The organism is Microbacterium sp. LMI1-1-1.1 (genome assembly GCF_040815675.1).
Taxonomy (GTDB): Bacteria; Actinomycetota; Actinomycetes; order Actinomycetales; family Microbacteriaceae; genus Microbacterium.
Genome location: NZ_JBFPNN010000007.1, coordinates 786,573 through 804,613 on the forward strand (window position 1 = coordinate 786,573; position 18,041 = coordinate 804,613).

The window sequence follows — 18,041 nt, forward strand, 5'->3', positions numbered from 1 at the left end:
GTCGGGAAGGCGCCGGTCGAGGCGACGACGGCCTCGCCCCGGTGATCCCGTTGTTCGGTGCGGGTGCCGCCCGGCGCCGTGGCCTCCACCCGGACGGCGACGACGACGCGGCCGTCCGGGAGGGCGGCGACCGGGACCGGGGCGACGACATCGCGGGCGATGCGGGCCCGGCCCGCACGGCGGCGCGGACGGCGACGGCGACGGTGGTCGGGTCCGACGAGGACGGGGACGCCGGCGGGGACGCGGACGGCGCCGACCCGGTGTCCGATGTCGCCGACGCCGATGAGCGTTCGACCTGGCACACCACGTGGCTGCGTTCGCCGGCGCGGGCGGACCACCCCTCCGCCGGGGGAGGACCCTCGATCCGTGCGCTGCCCCAGCCGACGGACGAGGACCGTCATGCGGAGAGCCGTGCCCGATTCCGCGATGCGACGGCGGCGGCGCACGAGGACGCGCCCAGTCCAGACGAGGTCCGCGACCGTGCGGAGGCGGTCCTGCTGCGCAAGCTGCGGACGCGATCGCTCTCGCTGTCGGAGTCGCGTATGGCCCTGCGCGGCGTGGAGGGCGTCGACGACGCCCTCGTCACCGAGCTGATCGACCGTTTCGTCGACCTCGGCTACTTGGACGACGGAGCGCTCGCCGAGCAGCTCGCCCTCTCCGGGGTGGAGCGCAAGGGACAGGGCCGACGCGCGGTCGTCCAGACGATGCTCAAGCGGGGGATCCCGCGCGACGTGGCGGATGCCGCGGTGGACGCCCTCCCGGACGACGACGACGATCGCGCCCTCGAGTTCGCACGGGGCAAAGCGCGGGCCATGACCGGTCAGGACTACGAGACGGCGTTGCGTCGACTCGCCGGACAGCTGTCCAGACGGGGATACCCGTCCTCCGTCTCTCTCAACGCCGCGCGAGCCGCTCTGGCCGAGGCGGGGATCGGGCGTGCTCGTCCGTCGGCGCGTCCCGCCACCGGCGTCCGCTTCACCCCCGACGAGGACTGAGCCGCGCGGCTCGCGTCACATGCGCGACCGCGACGGGTCGGCGCCCCGTGACGCGTCGGCCCGGGCGACGATCCGCCCCAGGTCGGAGCGGGAGCTGGCTTCCACCTTCTGTCGAGCCTGATAGACGTGCGACTCGACCGTGCGGACGGAGAGATAAAGGCGCTCCGCGATCTCACGATTGTTCAGTCCCTGGTCGACGAGCAGTGCGATCTCCCGCTCCCGGCGGGTGAGCTCGAGACCGCCGCCCGCGGCCGCCCCCGCCGCGGAGAGGGGAACCGGTGACAGCCGACCGATCGGTCCGCCCGTCGCCGTGGCCTCCGTCGGCACCCAGTGCGGGTGCAGGCGGAGCTCCTCGCGGGGGTCGCGGTCCGGACCGGAGCCGTCCCACGCCGCGATGCGCTCGCGGGTCACAGCCGCGAGCGGCAGCTCGCTGTCGGCGGCGAGGAGCTCGAGCTCGGCGCGCTCGGCGTCCGACAGCTCCCCGAGAACGAGCAGCGTGAAAAGATCCCTCAGTCGCATCGGGGGGACCGCCCGGCCTCGCGTCAGCGTCGCGGCGTCGCGGGCGCGCCCGACAGCCTCCGCCCGGCGGCCCTCGGCGATCAGCAGCGTCGCCTCCACCGAGGCGCGCGCGTGCTGCAGCTGCGGGGCGTCCCCGACCTCGACGCGGTCGAAGACCAGCCGCGCGTCCTCGACCCGGCCGGCCGTCGCGAGCGCCTCGGCGACGCCGAGCTCGACGAGGGCGAGATCGGGTCCGGTCAGGGTGCGCGGTCCGCGACCGAGCGCGGTCTCGAGCTCCAGGAGCGCGCGCGCCGGACGATCGAGGTTCGTGTCGGCGATCGCGGCGGCGATCCCCGCGACGGTGAGGCCGACACCGTCGCCCTCGCGGGCGGCGACGATCCGCTCCGCCAGCAGCCTCTGAGCGGCTCCGCCGCCGTCCGCCCCCGCCAGCTGGGCGCTCGACAGCAGCACCAGGATGGCGCCGAGCCGGTCCAGAGTGCCCAGGTTCGTCGTACGCGTCCGGGCGTCCAGCAGGCGTTCCACGGCGCGGAAGTGGGACTGGGCAACCGTCCACCGCCCGAGGAACGTCTCCGCCATGCCCGCGGCCGCGAGGGCGCGCAGCCGGGTGGCCGGTGCGGCCTCCAGCCGGGTGGCGAGGGTCGCGTCCGCCGCGGCGGAGATCCAGTCCAGCTGCTCGCCGTGCCGCGCGGCCCGGGCGAGCACATCCTCCACCTCGGCATCCGTGCCCGCGTCCGACGCCGACAGCAGCGGCGCGGAGAAGCCGCGGTCGGCCAGCACGGCGCGGAGCCGGTGCAGGCGCCGCCGCGTCACGGGGGCGAGGGTCTGCTCGTCCACATCCGCGAAGGCGTCGCCGTCGCGCGGGTCGAGGACGGCCGTGGCGAACAGACGCTCGACGCGGAGGTCGGGGGTGTCCGCCGCCCGCTGCCCGCGAGCGACGTGCGCGAGGGCGCGCGCCACGTCCCCCGCGTCGTTGGCGGCCCGGGCGGCGTCGAGGGCGACGCGCGCGCGCACCGCCGCCGGGATGTCGTCCATCTCGGGGGAGGTCGACTCGCCCCGGTGCCACCGGTCGGCCACGGCGACGGAGATGGGCGTGCTCCACCACTCTTCGCTCTCCCGCAGCATCCGCGTGCCGGCCCGCTCCACGAGGGCGTCCACGCGCTCCGCGCCCAGCTGCCGGGCGGATTCCCTGGCGAGCAACTCGTTGGCCGTAAGACGCCGGGCCGGACTGTCGTCGGCGTACAGCAGACCGGACGCCAGCAGGGATTCCAGGACGTCCTGGGGCAGGAAGCGGGTGGCATCCACCATCGAGATGTGGGGAACGCGGCAGAGGAAGGCGAGGGTCCTGCGGGAGTCGTCGGAAAGGTCGGCGACGTGCAGCTCCACCGCGCCCGCGAGCCTGCTGTGCGCGGGGGGCTCGCGGACCGCGAGCAGAGGGTCCCGACCGGCGGAGGCGGCCTGCACGGCCTCCGCGACGAGCTCGCGCAGCAGACGTCGCGAGCCGTCCGCCCGCCAGACCAGGCCGGCGGTGGTCGCGGCGTCGAGCGTGGCCGAACCCGGGAAGAGGGAGAGCAGGCGCTCGGCGTCCTCCGTGGTCATCTCGCGCAGGTCGTCCCGGTCGGCGAAGCCGTCCAGCCACAGCCGCATCATGACGCGGCCCACGCCCGTGTCGCCGGCGGGTGCGTGCCGGGCCCGGGCCCGGGGAACCATGACCGACAGGAGCAGAACCGCCCGGCCGCCGCTGACGGCTCGTGCAAGGGCGGTCGCCGAGGCGTGATCGAGGAGCTGGGCGTCGTCCACGACGACGATGGGCGCCGGCTCGGGTGCGGCCTCGCCGGCGCGGAGCGCCGTGATGCGCGGATCCCCGGACGAGTCGAGGGCGGCGAGGGGGACGTCGCCCAGGATCGCGGACGGGCGGACCACGGCGGGGGACACCCCGCGGGAGCGCAGCTCGGTCATGATCGCCCGGACGAGGTGGCTGCGACCGCTGCCGCGCGGCCCGGCCAGGACGAGAGAGGTGCCGGAGAGGAGTCGGGCCGCCGAGGCCGCCGCGTCCCGGTCATCGCCGACGAGCGGATCGGACCAGGTCCAGGCGCGCTCGTCTCTCACAGGGTCCCTTCGTCGATGCTCGCGGGCACGCGAACGATGCGCATGGGGGGATGCGCTTCGTCAGGATAAGCGGCGGCGTCAGGTCGCGTCCGGCCGTGGCGCGCACGGAATCAACCTGTTCACGACACCCCTGCGGGGCGGCATCCCGTCCACACCTGGGGGGCTCCGCCGGGGTCGTCGCGGACGGCGGCGCCTAGAATGGCTCGCATCATGACGACCCCTCTTTCCACCCCGACGCTGATCGCGCCGTCCCTCGCCGCCCAGGCCGCCGACGGTCGATCGCGCACCTACGAGGTGCGCACGTTCGGCTGCCAGATGAACGTCCACGACTCGGAGCGCCTCTCCGGCTCGCTCGAGAGCGCCGGGTACGTCCGCGCCGACGCCGGCGTCGAGGCCGACGTCGTGGTCATCAACACCTGCGCGGTGCGCGACAACGCCGCCGGCAAGCTGTACGGGACGCTGGGGCACCTGAAGTCCCGCAAGGACAAGCACGAGGGCATGCAGATCGCCGTCGGCGGCTGCCTCGCCCAGATGGACAAGGACGCCGTCCAGCAGAAGGCGCCCTGGGTCGACGTCGTGTTCGGCACCCACAACATGGGCTCGCTGCCCGGCATGCTGGAGCGGGCGCGGCACAACGGCGAGGCCGAGCTGGAGATCCTCGAGTCGCTCGAGGTCTTCCCCTCCACGCTGCCGACGAAGCGCGACTCCGTCCACAGCGGGTGGGTGTCGATCTCGGTCGGCTGCAACAACACCTGCACCTTCTGCATCGTGCCGAGCCTCCGTGGCAAGGAGAAGGACCGCCGCCCCGGCGACATCCTGAACGAGATCCGCCTCCTCGTCGAGGACGGGGCGATCGAGGTCACCCTGCTCGGGCAGAACGTCAACTCCTACGGCGTGGAGTTCGGCGACCGCCTCGCCTTCGGCAAGCTGCTCCGCGCGGCGGGGGAGATCCCGGGTCTCGAGCGGATCCGCTTCACGAGCCCGCACCCCGCGGCCTTCACCGACGACGTCATCGCCGCCATGGCCGAGACCCCCGCGGTCATGCCGCAGCTGCACATGCCGTTGCAGTCGGGGTCCGACCGCATCCTCAAGGCCATGCGACGGTCGTACCGCAGCGACCGGTTCCTCGGCATCCTGGACCGGGTGCGCGAGCGCATCCCGAACGCCGCCATCACGACCGACATCATCGTCGGGTTCCCGGGCGAGACCGACGCCGACTTCGAGGAGACGCTGCGCGTCGTCGAGGCGTCCCGATTCTCGAGCGCCTTCACGTTCCAGTACTCCATCCGCGAGGGCACCCCGGCGGCCACCATGCCCGACCAGGTGCCGAAGGCCGTGGTCCAGGAGCGCTTCGAGCGTCTGGTGGCCCTGCAGGACCGTATCTCCGCCGAGGAGAACCAGAGACAGCTCGGCCGGTCCCTCGAGGTGCTCGTCTCCACGGGCGAGGGCAAGAAGGATGCCGAGACGCACCGGCTGACCGGGCGCGCGGAGGACAACCGTCTCGTGCACTTCGAGGTCCCGGCGGGCTCGCCGCTGCCGCGTCCCGGCGACGTCGTGTCGGTCACGGTCACGCACGCCGCTCCCTTCCACCTCCTCGCCGACGCCCCGGACGGTGCGCCGCTGCGCATCCGTCGGACGCGCGCGGGTGACGCCTGGGACCGCTCGCAGGCGGAGTCCTGCGGTGTCCCGGCGCCGGCGGGAGAGGCGGGGGCGCCGCGCGCGGTCTCCCTCGGCCTGCCCACGCTGCGCGTCGGCGTCTGACGGTGGTCGCGGCCGCGGCCACGGAACGGACCAGCGCCCCGCGCCTCTGGGCCGTCGTCGGTGCCACGGGGACCGGCAAGACCGGTCTCTCCCTCGACCTGGCCGAGGCGCTGGCGGAGCGGGGCCGCGCGGCCGAGGTCGTGAACGCCGACGCGATGCAGCTGTACCGCGGAATGGACATCGGGACCGCGAAGATCCTGGATGCCGGACGGCGCGGCATCCCGCACCACCTCTTCGACGCGCTCGACGTGACCGACGAGGCCGCCGTCGCCTGGTACCAGGACGAGGCGCGCTCGACGATCGCCGGGATCCACAGCCGCGGCGCCGACGCGATCCTCGTCGGCGGCTCGGGACTGTACGTGTCCAGCGTGCTGTGGGACTTCCGTTTCCCGCCTCGCGACGAGAGGCTGCGCGCCGAGCTCGAGGCCGAGCTCGAGCAGCACGGCGCGGGCCTTCTCTTCGCACGGCTCCGTGAGGCCGACCCGGCCGCCGCGGAACGCATCGACCCCCGCAACGGCCGCCGCGTCGTCCGCGCGCTCGAAGTCCTGGCGCAGGGCGGCGAGACGCACGGCGGTGCGCTTCCCGCGGCGCCGTCGCTCTGGCATCCGGAGACGACCATCGTGGCGACCGCGATCGACCGCGAGGAGCTCGTCCCGCTGCTCGACGCGAGGGTCGAGCGGATGTGGGCGGACGGCCTTCTCGAGGAGGTCGCGCAGCTGCGCGCCCAGGGGCTCGAGCGGGGCGTGACGGCCAGCCGGGCCATCGGGTACGCGCAGGCCCTCGGTCAGCTGCGCGGCGACCTCACGCGCGACGAGGCCGTGGCCGAGACGCAGGCGCTCACCCGGCGGTACGCGCGCCGTCAGGTGTCGTGGTTCCGGCGGTATGCCTGGGCCCGCTGGGTCGATGCGCGGAGAGTGGATGCCGTCGACCTGGCATCCGCGGAGGGAGAGACGCGATGACCGTCGAGATCCGGGCCTTCGCGGCCGCCGACGAGGACGCCGTGGTGGCGCTGTGGGAGGAGGCGGGGCTGACCCGGCCCTGGAACGACCCCCGCGCCGACATCCGACGGAAGCTCATCGTGCAGCCGGAGCTGTTCCTCGTCGCCGTCGATCGCGATGCCGTCGTCGGCAGCGTCATGGCCGGGTACGACGGGCACCGCGGATGGCTGTATTACCTGGCCGCCGCGGAGTCGCACCGCGGGCAGGGCATCGGTCGCCGCCTCGTCGCGGAGGCGGAGCGGCTGCTCGAGGCGATGGGCTGCCCCAAGGTGCAGCTCATGGTGCGCCCCGACAACGCCGGCGCCCGCGGCTTCTACGACGCGCTCGGGTACGAGCCGTTCGAGATCTGGGCGACGGGCCGTCGGCTCATCGTCGACGGTCCCGGCGGACCGCCCGCCCTCGCGTGAGCGCCCTCGGCGGTCCTGCCTAGACTGGAGGGCATGGCGACTCTCGCGTTCACCAAGGGCCACGGCACGGGCAACGACTTCGTGGTGATCGCGGACCCGGACGGCGAGCTCGACCTCGCCGACGGCCAGGTCGCGGCCCTCTGCGACCGCCACTTCGGCATCGGCGGGGACGGCCTGCTCCGCGTGGTGCGCTCCACGGCGATCGCGGAGGGGGCGGATGCCGCCGCGGCCGGCGCCGAATGGTTCATGGACTACCGCAACGCCGACGGCTCCGCGGCCGAGATGTGCGGCAACGGCACCCGCGTCTTCGCCCGCTACCTCAGCGACACCGGACTCGCCTCGCTGGACGGCGGCCTCCGTATCGGCACCCGCGCCGGCATCAAGACGCTCACCCGGAGCGAGCGCGGCTACGAGGTCGACCTGGGACCGTTCGCGATCGAGGCCGAGGAGACCCTCGTCCGTGCGAAGGGACTCCCCGTCGCCCGTCCCGGCGTGGGCGTGGACGTCGGCAACCCGCACGTCGTCGTCGCACTGTCGTCCGAGGCGGAGCTCGACGGCCTCGACCTCACCTTCCAGCCGGTCCTCGACCCGGCTCCCCGCCACGGCGCGAACGTCGAGTTCGTCGTCCCGGCCGACCCCCTCGTCCGCGAGGGCGTCGGTGCGATCAGCCTGCGGGTGTTCGAGCGCGGCGTCGGCGAGACCCTCAGCTGCGGCACCGGCGTCGCCGCCGCGGCGCTGGCCGTCCGGCACTGGGCGGGCTCGGCCGCCCCGGACTCCTGGATCGTCGACACCCCCGGCGGCACGCTCGGCGTGCGCGTGTCGGAGGGTCGCGTCTACCTCTCCGGTCCGGCATCCCTCGTCTTCACCGGCGAGGTCGCCCTCGCCTGAGGCTCAGGACACGACGTCGATCGGCCCGCTCGGCGGCGAGCCGTGGCGGCGCACGCGCAGGACGCGGTAGCCGCGGCCGGTCGCGGCCCGCGTGACGCCGAAGCCGTCGGGGAACGTCGTCGCGAGCCATCGCTGCAGCGAGTCCGACCCCAGGTTCCGCTGGACGACGAACCAGCCGTCGGAGCGCTCCGCGAGCCGGGGGATCCAGTGCTCGAGCATGCCGTGCAGCTCGTTCTTGCCCACGCGGATCGGCGGGTTGGACCGGATCGTGCGGAAGACGACGTCGTCGGGAACATCCTCGGGCCGGACGGCGTTGATGTTCTCGAGGCCGTGACGCTCCGCGTTGCGCCTCACGAGGTCCAGCGCCCTCTCATTGACGTCGACGGCCCAGACGGTGGCGTGCGGTGCGTCCATCGCCAGCGTCAGTGAGATCGGACCCCACCCGCATCCCAGGTCGAGCAGGTCTCCACCGGCGGGCGGGGGAGGTGTGTTCGCCAGCAGCACCGACGTCCCGGCATCCAGACGATCCGGACTGAAGACGCCGCCGGCGGTGGTGACCTCGAGGTCGCGCCCGGCGAGGGCGACGCGCAGACGGCGGAGCTGTTCGGGACTCGACGGCGACGCGCTGAAGTAGTGGTCGCTCCCCATGCCGAAAGCGTAGCCGACGGCGACCCCGGATGCCGGGGGAGCTAAAGTGCCAACATGCCGCGGGACGCCCGCGGACGAAAGGAACACATGACCGATCAGACCACACCCCTGAGCACGGACGCGTCGCCGGTGGACCCGGTGGACCGCGTGCTCTCGCGCGCCGATGCGCATCGCGGGGTCCGGGTCTTCGGTGCTGCCCAGGCGCTCCAGGATGCCACCACCGCGTACGGCGGCGAGACCGACGGCGACCAGTGGGATCGCGAGGAGCGCGCGGCGCTGCGCCGCGTCCCGGGGCTGTCCACGGAGCTCGAGGACGTCACCGAGGTCGAGTACCGCCAGCTTCGCCTGGAGAACGTCGTGCTCGTCGGCGTCCACCCGCAGGGGGAGCAGACGGATGCCGAGAACTCGCTGCGCGAGCTGTCCGCCCTGGCCGAGACGGCCGGTGCACGGGTGCTCGACGGCGTCCTCCAGCGCCGTCCGCACCCCGATCCGGCGACGTACGTCGGCCGCGGCAAGGCCCAGGAGCTGCGCGACATCGTCGCGGCCGTCGGCGCCGACACCGTCATCGCCGACACTGAGCTCGCGCCCAGCCAGCGCCGCGCGCTGGAGGATGTCGTCAAGGTGAAGGTCATCGACCGCACCACGGTGATCCTCGACATCTTCAGCCAGCACGCGAAGAGCCGCGAGGGCAAGGCGCAGGTCGAGCTCGCCCAGCTCGAGTACCTCCTTCCGCGACTGCGCGGATGGGGTGACTCGATGTCGCGTCAGGCCGGTGGACAGGTCGGCGCGGGCGGTGCGGGCATGGGCTCGCGCGGACCGGGTGAGACGAAGATCGAGCTCGATCGTCGTCGCATCCGCACGAAGATGGCGCTCCTGCGCAAGCAGCTGCGCGACTTCGCGCCCGCTCGCGAGGCCAAGCGCGCCGAGCGCAAGCGCCACACGATCCCGTCCGTCGCGATCGCCGGGTACACCAACGCCGGCAAGTCGAGTCTGCTGAACCGGCTGACCAGTGCGGGCGTGCTCGTCGAGAACGCCTTGTTCGCGACCCTGGATGCCACCGTCCGGCGCTCCGAGACGAGCGACGGCCGCGTGTACACGCTGACCGACACCGTCGGGTTCGTGCGCAATCTGCCGCACCAGCTCGTCGAGGCGTTCCGCTCCACGCTGGAGGAGGTCGGCGGCGCCGACGTCATCCTGCACGTGGTGGACGCGTCGCACCCGGACCCGGCGGCGCAGCTGTCGACGGTGCGTGACGTGATGGGCGACGTGGACGCGGACTTCGGCCACGAGATCGTCGTGTTCAACAAGGCCGACCTGCTCGCCCCCGACGACCGGCTCGTGCTGCGCGGACTCGCGCCGCAGGCGCTGTTCGTGTCGTCGCGCACCGGCGAGGGCATCGACGAGCTGCGCGCGGCCGTCGAGGAGGCCCTGCCGCTCCCCGCGGTCGAGGTGCAGGCGGTCGTGCCCTACGACCGCGGCGACCTCGTCTCCGCGGTGCACGAGACCGGCCTCATCGTGGCGCAGGAGCACCGCGAGCAGGGCACCTTCCTCCACGCCCACGTGGGCGCCCGCCTCGCGGCGGAGCTGGAGCCCTTCGCGGCCTGACCCGAGACCACGGACCCCCGTCGATCACGCATCGGCGGGGGTCCGTGGCATCCGGGATCAGTCGAGGACGAGAGCCGGCACGCCGGGCGTCGCGAAGCCGAAGACGGCGCCGAGGAAGGCGAGCTCGCGCTGCAGCGAGTCGACCACGGTCTCCGCGCGGCGGAACCCGTGCCCCTCGCCCTCGTAGAGCACGTACGCGTGCGGCACGCCGTGGGCGACGAGGGCGTCCCGGATGGCCTCCGCCTGCGACGGCGGGACGACCCGGTCCTCGGACCCCTGCAGGATGAGGAGCGGGACACGGAACCGCTCCGGGTGGCTCAGCGGGGAGCGCTCGAGGTAGACGTCCTCCGCGGCGGGCAGCGGACCGATGAGCCCGTCGAGGTAGCGCGCCTCGAAGTCGTGCGTGTCCTCGGCGAGGGCGCGGGCGTCACCCACGCCGTAGCGCGAGATCCCGGCGGCGAAGACGTCGGTGGTGGTCACCGCGGCCAGCACCGTCCACCCGCCCGCGGAGCCGCCCGCGATGGCGATGCGGCCGGGGTCGGCCAGTCCGGCCTCCGACAGGGCCGATGCGGCGACGGCGACGTCGTCCACGTCGACCACGCCCCACTGGCCCTTGAGGCGGTCCCGGTAGGCGCGGCCGTACCCGGTGGACCCGCCGTAGTTGACGTCGAGCACGCCGATGCCGCGGCTGGTGAAGAAGGCGGTCTTCGCGGACGGCGCGGGTCCCACGTGCGAGGTGGGGCCGCCGTGGACGAGGACCACGTAGGGCGGGCGCTCGTCGGCGGGGGCGACGACGCCCGGGTTCGTCGGCGCGTAGGCGAACGCGTGCACCGGGCCGTGCGGCCCCTCGGTGACGAGGGCGCGGGCGGGCGGCATCCATTCGTCCCCCCAGGCGGCGTCGCCGCCGGCCACCGGCAGGACGGACTCCGGGGCGTCGAGGTCGATCAGCCACAGGCCGGACCGTCCGTGCGCGTCCGCCCCCGACACCAGCACGCGGGCGTCGCGGGCGTGCTCGACGGCGGCCCCCGCGACCACGGGCAGAGGGAGGGGACGGATGCCGCTGGGGGCGATCTCGACGACGTCGTCGGCGCCGTTCGTGCGCACGGCCACGATGCGGCCGTCGGCCGTCGCATCGAACCACCGCGTGCCGAGCACCCAGAGTCCGCCGCCGGTGTCGGCGTCCGCGGGCGCCACCGGCTGCGGCGCGCCGTCGAGACGGTGCCGGACGAGGTTCCAGCGCCCGTCCGGGTCGTCGGCGTAGAGCAGCTCGTCGTCGGCCAGCCACACCGGCTGCAGGGGAGCGCGACGCTCGCCGCCGGCGAGGTCGCGCACCTCGCCCGTCGAGAGGTCCGCGACGCGCAGGCGCGTGGCATCCCACGGCATGTCGGGATGGTCCCACGCGATCCACGCGAGACGGGAGCCGTCGGGCGACAGGGCGGGCTGCGCGAGGAAGGTGCTGCCCGCGGCGAGCGTCGCGACCGCGTCGGCGTCCTCCGCGCCGGAGCCGTCGGTGGGGATGCGGACGATCGCCCGGTCGGGCACGCGCCCGTCGCCGTGCCGCTCGCGCACCGCGAGCAGGGCGCCGTGCTGCCACGTCAGGCCGCCGTGGCGGTCCGTGTCGGACGCCGGCGTGAGCGGACGCGCCTCCGCACCGGGGCGGAGCCCGTACACCCGCTGGTCGGTCTTCTCGACGTAGAACAGCTCTCCGTCGTCGGAGGCGGTCCAGGCGCCGCCGCCGTACTCGTGTACCGAGGACCGTGCGTTCGCGGGGGCGGGGAGGATCGTGTCGACGACGCCGTCGGCCCGGCGGCGCTTGACGGCCACGCGGCCGCCCTCGGCGGGGACCGACTCGCCCCACCACACCTCGTCGCCGACGAGTCGTGCGCCGTCCACGCGCGGCGTCGCGCGCGAGACCGCCTCGGCGGTGACGGGGGAGGGCCAGGAACCGTAGGGGAGCGTGTCCATCGGCCCAGCCTACGAAAAGCGCGGGGCGCGCCGTCGGATGACGGCGCCGGATTCGGACCGGGGGCCGCGTCTGGTCCGATTCCGCGGCCGTCCTCCGATTCCGCGCGCCCGGCGACATGACGAAGGGCCGGATGCCACCCCTCCCGGCGGCATCCGGCCCTCTGTCGTGTCGGCTCGCGGTCAGACCGCGCGCAGCACCGCCACCACGCGTCCGAGCACCACGGCCTCGTCGCCGAGGATCGGCTCGAACGCCGAGTTGCGGGGGAGCAGCCACGTGTGGCCGTCGCGGCGGCGGAACGTCTTGACGGTGGCCTCGCCGTCGAGCATGGCGGCGACGATCTCGCCGTTCTCGGCGGTGGCCTGCGAGCGGACGACGACCCAGTCGCCGTCGCAGATGGCGGCGTCGATCATCGAGTCGCCGGACACCTTGAGCATGAACAGCTCGCCCTTGCCCACGAGCTGGCGGGGGAGGGGGAAGATCTCCTCGACCTGCTGGTCGGCCGTGATGGGCACGCCGGCGGCGATGCGCCCGACGAGCGGCACGAGGGCGGCGTCGCCGAGGGCGGGCGCGGTGTCGGCGGGGTTCTCGGCGGCGGCGCCGGGGAGGTCGATCAGCACCTCCATCGCGCGGGTCTTGCCCGGGTCGCGGCGGAGGTATCCGCTGAGCTCGAGCTGGTTGAGCTGGTGGGTGACGCTCGACAGCGACTTCAGCCCCACGGCGTCGCCGATCTCGCGCATGCTCGGCGGGTAGCCGTACCGCGCGATCGAGCGCTGGATGACCTCGAGGATCGCCAGCTGCTTGTCGCTGAGGTTCTTGCGCCGACGGGTCTGCGGCCTGTCGCGCCCGCCCGCGGTCGTCGCGTCGGTCATCGTCTGCTCCCCTCGCGCCGCACGGGGCATGCGGCGGAAATTCGAATGTCGGAGGTTCGTGGTGAGGTCTCCGTGTCGAAACCGTATCCGCTCAGAGAGGCGAATCCTGTGGACCGCGCGCGTGTCGCGTTCGATTGGATTCCGAGCGAAGCGGTGTTGACACTCGAACTGTATCGAAGATAGATTCGGAATACAGATTCGCACCACCGTCCTCCCGGCCGAGGGCGGGGTGCGAATCTCTCCCCCTCAAGGAGCACACCATGACCAGCATCGCCGCCCCCGCACCGACCACCCGCCTGCGCCTGACCGTCCGCGGTCGCCGCGTCGTGGCCTTCCTGGCCGCGCTGCCGGTGCTCATCGCGCTGACGGTGGCCGCGCTGGGCGGGGGAGCGGCACTCGCCTCGCTCGACAGCGGCGCACCGGCGGGCTCGTTCACCGAGGTCACTGTCATGAGCGGCGAGACCCTCTGGTCGATCGCCGAGGACGTGGCCCCGGGCGCCGATCCTCGCGACGTGGTCGCGGAGATCACCCGCCTGAACGCGCTCGAGAACGGCGTCGTGTCGGCCGGTCAGCGCATCGCGATCCCGTCCGAGTACACCGTCCAGCGCTGAGCGGGGCGCCGACGCTGACGGCCGCGCCGCCGCCTACGATGGGTGAGGTGACTGTTCGGCTCGACGACCTCCCCCTTCGCGACGATCTCCGGGGCATGACCCCCTACGGAGCGCCCCAGGCCGCCCTTCCCGTGGCCCTCAACGTCAACGAGAACACGCATCCGGTGCCCTCCGAGGTGGCCGACGACATCCTCGACGCCGTCGCCCGTGCGCTCCGCGACGTCAACCGCTACCCCGACCGCGAGTTCACCGCGCTGCGCGAGTCGTTCGCGGACTACCTCGGGCACGGCCTCGACCGTGAGCAGATCTGGGCGGCGAACGGCTCGAACGAGGTCCTCCAGCACCTGTTGCAGGCGTTCGGCGGTCCCGGGCGGACGGCCATGGGGTTCGCGCCGACTTACTCGATGTACCCGCTGCTCACCCGCTCGACCGGCGCCACCTGGATCGCCGGGACGCGCGAGCACGACTTCTCCCTCACCGCGGAGTCGGCGGCGGAGCAGGTCGACCGCGAGCGGCCCGACATCGTCTTCCTCTGCGCGCCGAACAACCCCACGGGAACGCCGCTGCGTCTCGACGTCGTCGAAGCGGTGTACGCCGCGACCGACGGCATCGTCATCGTGGACGAGGCGTACGAGGAGTTCGCCCCGCGCGACGAGCCGTCCGCCGTGTCGCTCCTCCCGGACCGCCCGCGTCTGGTCGTCTCGCGCACCATGAGCAAGGCGTTCGCCTTCGCCGGGGCGCGCGTGGGCTATCTCGCCGCGGACCCGGCGGTCGTCGACGCGCTCCGCCTCGTTCGGCTGCCCTATCACCTGTCCGCTCTGACGCAGGCGGCCGCCACCGCCGCTCTCGCGCACGCCGAGACGATGCTGTCGATGGTCGATGAGATCGTCGCGCAGCGCGACCGGATCTCCGCGACCGTGTCGGCCCTGGGCTACGTCGCGCACGAGTCGTGGACCAATTTCGTCCTCTTCGGCGGAGTCGACGATCCGGCCGCGACGTGGAAGGGCCTGTACGACCGCGGTGTGCTCATCCGCGACGTCGGCATCCCGCACCACCTGCGCGTCACCGCCGGTATGGCGGACGAGACCACCGCGTTCCTGGACGCGCTGGCCTCGGTAGGATCGCGGGCATGACCGGCTCCGCCTCGCCCCGTTCCGCCTCGATCTCGCGTGAGACCAGCGAGTCCCACGTCGAGCTCGAGCTCGACCTGGACGGCCGTGGCCACAGCGAGATCTCGACGAGCGTGCCGTTCTTCGACCACATGCTGACCGCGTTCGCGAAGCACTCGCTGACCGACCTGCGGGTCCGGGCGACCGGCGACACCCACATCGACGCCCACCACACCGTGGAGGACGTCTCCATCGTGCTCGGCCAGGCGATCCGTCAGGCGCTCGGCGACAAGTCCGGCATCGCCCGCTACGGCGATGCGCTCGTGCCCCTCGACGAGGCGCTGGCGCAGGCGGTCGTCGACATCAGCGGCCGTCCCTACCTCGTCCACACCGGTGAGCCCGCCGGCTTCGAGCACCACCTGATCGGCGGCCACTTCACCGGCTCGCTCGTGCGCCACTCCTTCGAGGCCATCTCGATCCACGGCGGTCTCACGGTGCACGTCCGCGTTCTCGGTGGCCGGGACCCGCACCACATCGCGGAGGCCGAGTACAAGGCGCTCGCCCGCGCCTTCCGCCAGGCGAAGGCGCTGGATCCGCTCGTCGACGGCATCCCGAGCACCAAGGGGGCCCTGTGAGCCGTCCGGTCGTCGCGGTCTTCGACTACGGGTCGGGCAACGTCCACTCGGCGGTCAAGGCGCTCATCGAGGCCGGCGCCGACGCGCGCCTGACCAGCGACCGCGCCCTGCTCATGGACGCCGACGGTCTCCTCGTCCCCGGTGTCGGCGCCTTCAGCGCCGTGATGGGGGCCCTGGATGCCAGCCGGGGCGGCGAGATCATCGACCGACGCCTCGCGGGCGGTCGTCCCGTGCTCGGCATCTGCGTCGGCATGCAGGTCATGTTCGAACGCGGTGTCGAGCGGGGCGCGGACACCGCGGGACTGGGGGAGTGGCCCGGAACGGTCGCCGAGCTGGCCGCGCCGGTCCTGCCGCACATGGGCTGGAACACCGTCGACGCGGGCGCGGGCTCGCGCCTGTTCGAGGGCATCGAGAAGGAGCGCTTCTACTTCGTGCACTCGTACGGGGCGCAGGACTGGTCCCTCGAGGTGACCCCGCCCTTCCCGGAGCCGACGCTGACCTGGTGCACCTACGGCGCGCCGTTCCTCGCGGCGGTCGAGAACGGGCCGCTGGCGGCGACGCAGTTCCACCCGGAGAAGTCCGGCGAGGCGGGCATCCGCCTGCTGGCGAATTGGATCGACGGCCTGCGCACGACTACTGTGTGACCTCGTGCCCAGGGCAGGCGAGACGCGCCGCCGGGCACGAGGAGCCATGAACGATTTCGCGTCCACGCCCGAACTTGTGCTGCTTCCCGCGGTCGACGTCGCCGACGGCAAGGCCGTCCGCCTGACCCAGGGCGAAGCGGGCACCGAGACCAGCTACGGCGACCCCGTCGACGCGGCCCTCGACTTCGCCCGTCAGGGAGCGACCTGGATCCACCTGGTGGACCTGGATGCCGCCTTCGGCCGCGGCAGCAACGCGGCGGTCATGCGCAAGGTCATCAAGAACGTGCGCGGCGTGCAGGTCGAGCTCTCCGGCGGCATCCGCGACGACCGGTCCCTGGAGGCCGCCCTCGAGAGCGGTGCGAGCCGGATCAACCTCGGCACCGCCGCCCTGGAGAACCCCGAGTGGGCCGCCGACGTCATCAACCGCTACGGCGAGGCCATCGCCGTCGGTCTCGACGTGCGCGGGACGACGCTCGCGGCGCGCGGGTGGACCCGCGACGGCGGCGACCTGTGGACGGTCCTGGACCGCCTCGAGGACGCCGGATGCAGCCGCTACGTCGTCACCGACGTCACCAAGGACGGCACGCTGCGCGGACCCAACCTCGAGCTGCTGCGCGAGCTGACCCAGCGCACGCCCAAGCCGGTCGTGGCCTCGGGCGGGGTGTCCAGCCTCGACGACATCGCCGCGCTGCGCGAGCTCGTCCCCCTCGGCGTCGAGGGCGCCATCGTCGGCAAGGCGCTCTACGCGGGCCAGTTCACGCTCGCAGAGGCTCTGGATGTCGCCGGAGGCTGACGGACCGCACGGCCACGGGCACGGGGCGGACTCCGCCGGCGTGCCCTGGGAGGGGCGGCGTTTCGAGCAGAACCCGCACTCCGGCGACGACGGATCGGCCGACCCGGCGCTGCTGTCCGCGCTGCTGGCGTTCCACACCGGAGACGGCGAGGCACGCGCGGTCGTGGACGCCTACCGTGACGCGCGCCTGCTGATCCCCCTCGTCGCGGAGAAGGGCGACCACGGTGTGGGCCCCCACGGCCTGGAGGTCGACAAGACGCAGGAGCTGTCGATCGTCACGGTCGCGGCCCCGGACGGCCGCAAGGTGCTGCCGGTGTTCACATCGGTCGACGCGCTGCAGCGGTGGGACGCCGCGGCCCGCCCCGTGCCGGCGGACGGTCGGCGCACGGCGCTGGCCGCCGCGAACGAGGACACCGAGCTGATCGTCATCGACCCCGCGTCGGAGACGGAGTTCGTCCTCCGCCGTCCGGCGGTCTGGGCCATCGCCCAGGGGGAGGCCTGGGAGTCGGCCCACACCTCGCCGGCGGTCTTCACCGGACTGCAGGAGAGCATCTCCGGCGAGCTGGCGGTGCTGGACCTCGCCGTGCAGCCCGGTGACCCGACCGGCCGCCTGCGCGGTCCCGAGCTCGTCGTGCACCTGCAGCTCATGTCGGGCCTGGAGCAGGAGGAGCTGGACGCGGTCCTCGCGCGCCTCGCGCGGCGCTGGGCCGGCGACGACCGCGTCGCGGTGCTCGTCGACTCGCTGACGGTCAAGCTCCACCGCAGTCAGGACGCCTGACCCCGACCGTCGTGGGGGAGGTGCCGATGGCATCGGTCCCGCCCGCACCGTCACCGAGACAGGCTCCGAGCCGAAGACATGCTGTCGGCCGTGGGATCGTCCTGTCCTCGTGCCCCCGCCTGCCCCGGCGGCATGCGGCGACCCTCGATCAGGTGACGGGGCCCGTCCACTTCTCGCCCGGTCCCTTGCCGATGGGGTCGGGGATGACGGACGCCTCGCGGAACGCGAGCTGCAGGGAGCGCAGGCCGTCGCGCAGCGACCGGGCGTGCATGTCGCTGATCTCGGCGGCTCCGGCGGTGATCAGGCCGGCGAGGGCGTTGATGAGCTTGCGGGCCTCATCGAGGTCGGTCTGGTGCTGCGGGTCGTCGGCGAGGCCGACCTTGACCGCCGCGGCGCTCATGAGGTGGACCGCCGTGGTCGTGATGACCTCGACCGCCGGCACGTCGGCGATGTCGCGCGTCGCGGAGGCGGAGACGCGCTCCTGCTCCTCCCAGCGGGCCAGGCGTTCGGCGTCTTCACCGGAGCCGTTCGCGGCGTCGTGGTCGTGCGGGTCGGAGGGGATCGTGTCCACGTGTATCTCTCTGCTAGACTATGGCGGGCTTCGGAGTGTTCTGCTCCGAACGAAAGAGGATTTCATCCCACCCGCGCTTGCCGCTCCAGGCTACCGGGTTCCCGCACTCCGCTCCGTCTCGCACGGGGTCGTCAGGGT

17 protein-coding genes are annotated in these 18,041 nt (G+C 73.3%); 12 read left to right on the top strand and 5 right to left on the bottom strand.

The window, feature by feature from the left end; all coding sequences use genetic code 11:
* Positions 1–41: 41 nt before the first annotated feature.
* The gene (locus MRBLMI1_RS09510; RefSeq protein ID WP_367730622.1) at positions 42–995 is read left to right on the top strand and encodes a regulatory protein RecX; all 954 of its coding nucleotides are present in this window, start codon (positions 42–44) and stop codon (positions 993–995) included.
* A gap of 15 nt (positions 996–1,010) precedes the next feature.
* Here MRBLMI1_RS09510 and MRBLMI1_RS09515 read toward each other — a convergent pair whose 3' ends face one another.
* Positions 1,011–3,620: a helix-turn-helix transcriptional regulator gene (locus tag MRBLMI1_RS09515; protein WP_367730624.1), complete on the bottom strand. Its 2,610-nt coding sequence runs from the start codon at positions 3,618–3,620 to the stop codon at positions 1,011–1,013.
* Between the two features lie 210 nt (positions 3,621–3,830).
* Between MRBLMI1_RS09515 and miaB the strand changes: the two genes are divergently transcribed.
* From miaB to dapF, 4 genes are read left to right on the top strand one after another with little or no spacing between them, the layout of a single operon-like run.
* A complete protein-coding gene (gene miaB / locus MRBLMI1_RS09520) occupies positions 3,831–5,381 on the top strand; it encodes a tRNA (N6-isopentenyl adenosine(37)-C2)-methylthiotransferase MiaB (RefSeq protein WP_367730626.1) in 1,551 nt (516 codons plus the stop codon).
* Entirely contained in the window at positions 5,378–6,340 is a 963-nt protein-coding gene (miaA, locus tag MRBLMI1_RS09525; RefSeq protein WP_367730976.1) for a tRNA (adenosine(37)-N6)-dimethylallyltransferase MiaA, read from the top strand. The genes miaB and miaA overlap by 4 nt, the downstream gene beginning before the upstream one ends.
* Positions 6,337–6,786, top strand: a complete 450-nt coding sequence (locus MRBLMI1_RS09530) for a GNAT family acetyltransferase (RefSeq protein ID WP_367730628.1) — start codon at positions 6,337–6,339, stop codon at positions 6,784–6,786. Before miaA ends, MRBLMI1_RS09530 begins: the two co-directional genes overlap by 4 nt.
* Before the next feature lie 33 nt (positions 6,787–6,819).
* Positions 6,820–7,674: a diaminopimelate epimerase gene (gene dapF / locus MRBLMI1_RS09535; protein WP_367730630.1), complete on the top strand. Its 855-nt coding sequence runs from the start codon at positions 6,820–6,822 to the stop codon at positions 7,672–7,674.
* Positions 7,675–7,677: 3 nt separating this feature from the next.
* On the opposite strand, the gene MRBLMI1_RS09540 is transcribed toward dapF, so the two are convergent.
* Positions 7,678–8,322: a class I SAM-dependent methyltransferase gene (locus MRBLMI1_RS09540; protein ID WP_367730632.1), complete on the bottom strand. Its 645-nt coding sequence runs from the start codon at positions 8,320–8,322 to the stop codon at positions 7,678–7,680.
* A gap of 87 nt (positions 8,323–8,409) precedes the next feature.
* Between MRBLMI1_RS09540 and hflX the strand changes: the two genes are divergently transcribed.
* Positions 8,410–9,927, top strand: a complete 1,518-nt coding sequence (gene hflX / locus MRBLMI1_RS09545; RefSeq protein WP_367730634.1) for a GTPase HflX — start codon at positions 8,410–8,412, stop codon at positions 9,925–9,927.
* Positions 9,928–9,984: 57 nt separating this feature from the next.
* On the opposite strand, the gene MRBLMI1_RS09550 is transcribed toward hflX, so the two are convergent.
* A complete protein-coding gene (locus MRBLMI1_RS09550; protein ID WP_367730636.1) occupies positions 9,985–11,892 on the bottom strand; it encodes a prolyl oligopeptidase family serine peptidase in 1,908 nt (635 codons plus the stop codon).
* A 180-nt stretch (positions 11,893–12,072) separates the two neighbouring features.
* On the bottom strand, positions 12,073–12,762 hold the full coding sequence (gene lexA, locus MRBLMI1_RS09555; protein ID WP_367730638.1) for a transcriptional repressor LexA: 690 nt from the start codon (positions 12,760–12,762) through the stop codon (positions 12,073–12,075).
* 260 nt (positions 12,763–13,022) lie between these two features.
* Here lexA and MRBLMI1_RS09560 point away from each other — a divergent pair, with 260 nt between their 5' ends.
* Genes MRBLMI1_RS09560 through MRBLMI1_RS09585 form a run of 6 tightly spaced genes read left to right on the top strand, consistent with a single transcriptional unit; the run spans position 13,023 to position 17,332 of the window.
* Complete coding sequence (locus MRBLMI1_RS09560; protein ID WP_367730640.1) at positions 13,023–13,373, top strand: LysM peptidoglycan-binding domain-containing protein; 351 nt, start codon at positions 13,023–13,025, stop codon at positions 13,371–13,373.
* Between the two features lie 38 nt (positions 13,374–13,411).
* Positions 13,412–14,506, top strand: coding sequence for a histidinol-phosphate transaminase (locus tag MRBLMI1_RS09565; protein ID WP_367730642.1), 1,095 nt, complete (start codon positions 13,412–13,414; stop codon positions 14,504–14,506).
* Positions 14,503–15,117, top strand: a complete 615-nt coding sequence (gene hisB, locus MRBLMI1_RS09570; protein WP_367730644.1) for an imidazoleglycerol-phosphate dehydratase HisB — start codon at positions 14,503–14,505, stop codon at positions 15,115–15,117. The genes MRBLMI1_RS09565 and hisB overlap by 4 nt, the downstream gene beginning before the upstream one ends.
* Positions 15,114–15,761, top strand: a complete 648-nt coding sequence (gene hisH / locus MRBLMI1_RS09575) for an imidazole glycerol phosphate synthase subunit HisH (RefSeq protein WP_367730646.1) — start codon at positions 15,114–15,116, stop codon at positions 15,759–15,761. Before hisB ends, hisH begins: the two co-directional genes overlap by 4 nt.
* A gap of 46 nt (positions 15,762–15,807) precedes the next feature.
* Positions 15,808–16,554 carry a bifunctional 1-(5-phosphoribosyl)-5-((5-phosphoribosylamino)methylideneamino)imidazole-4-carboxamide isomerase/phosphoribosylanthranilate isomerase PriA gene (gene priA, locus MRBLMI1_RS09580; protein ID WP_367730652.1) on the top strand — a complete coding sequence of 249 codons (747 nt, stop codon included), beginning with the start codon at positions 15,808–15,810 and terminating at the stop codon, positions 16,552–16,554.
* Positions 16,538–17,332 carry an SseB family protein gene (locus MRBLMI1_RS09585; protein WP_367730654.1) on the top strand — a complete coding sequence of 265 codons (795 nt, stop codon included), beginning with the start codon at positions 16,538–16,540 and terminating at the stop codon, positions 17,330–17,332. Before priA ends, MRBLMI1_RS09585 begins: the two co-directional genes overlap by 17 nt.
* A 148-nt stretch (positions 17,333–17,480) precedes the next feature.
* Here MRBLMI1_RS09585 and MRBLMI1_RS09590 read toward each other — a convergent pair whose 3' ends face one another.
* Positions 17,481–17,903 carry a DUF1844 domain-containing protein gene (locus MRBLMI1_RS09590; RefSeq protein WP_387055929.1) on the bottom strand — a complete coding sequence of 141 codons (423 nt, stop codon included), beginning with the start codon at positions 17,901–17,903 and terminating at the stop codon, positions 17,481–17,483.
* Positions 17,904–18,041 lie beyond the last annotated feature (138 nt).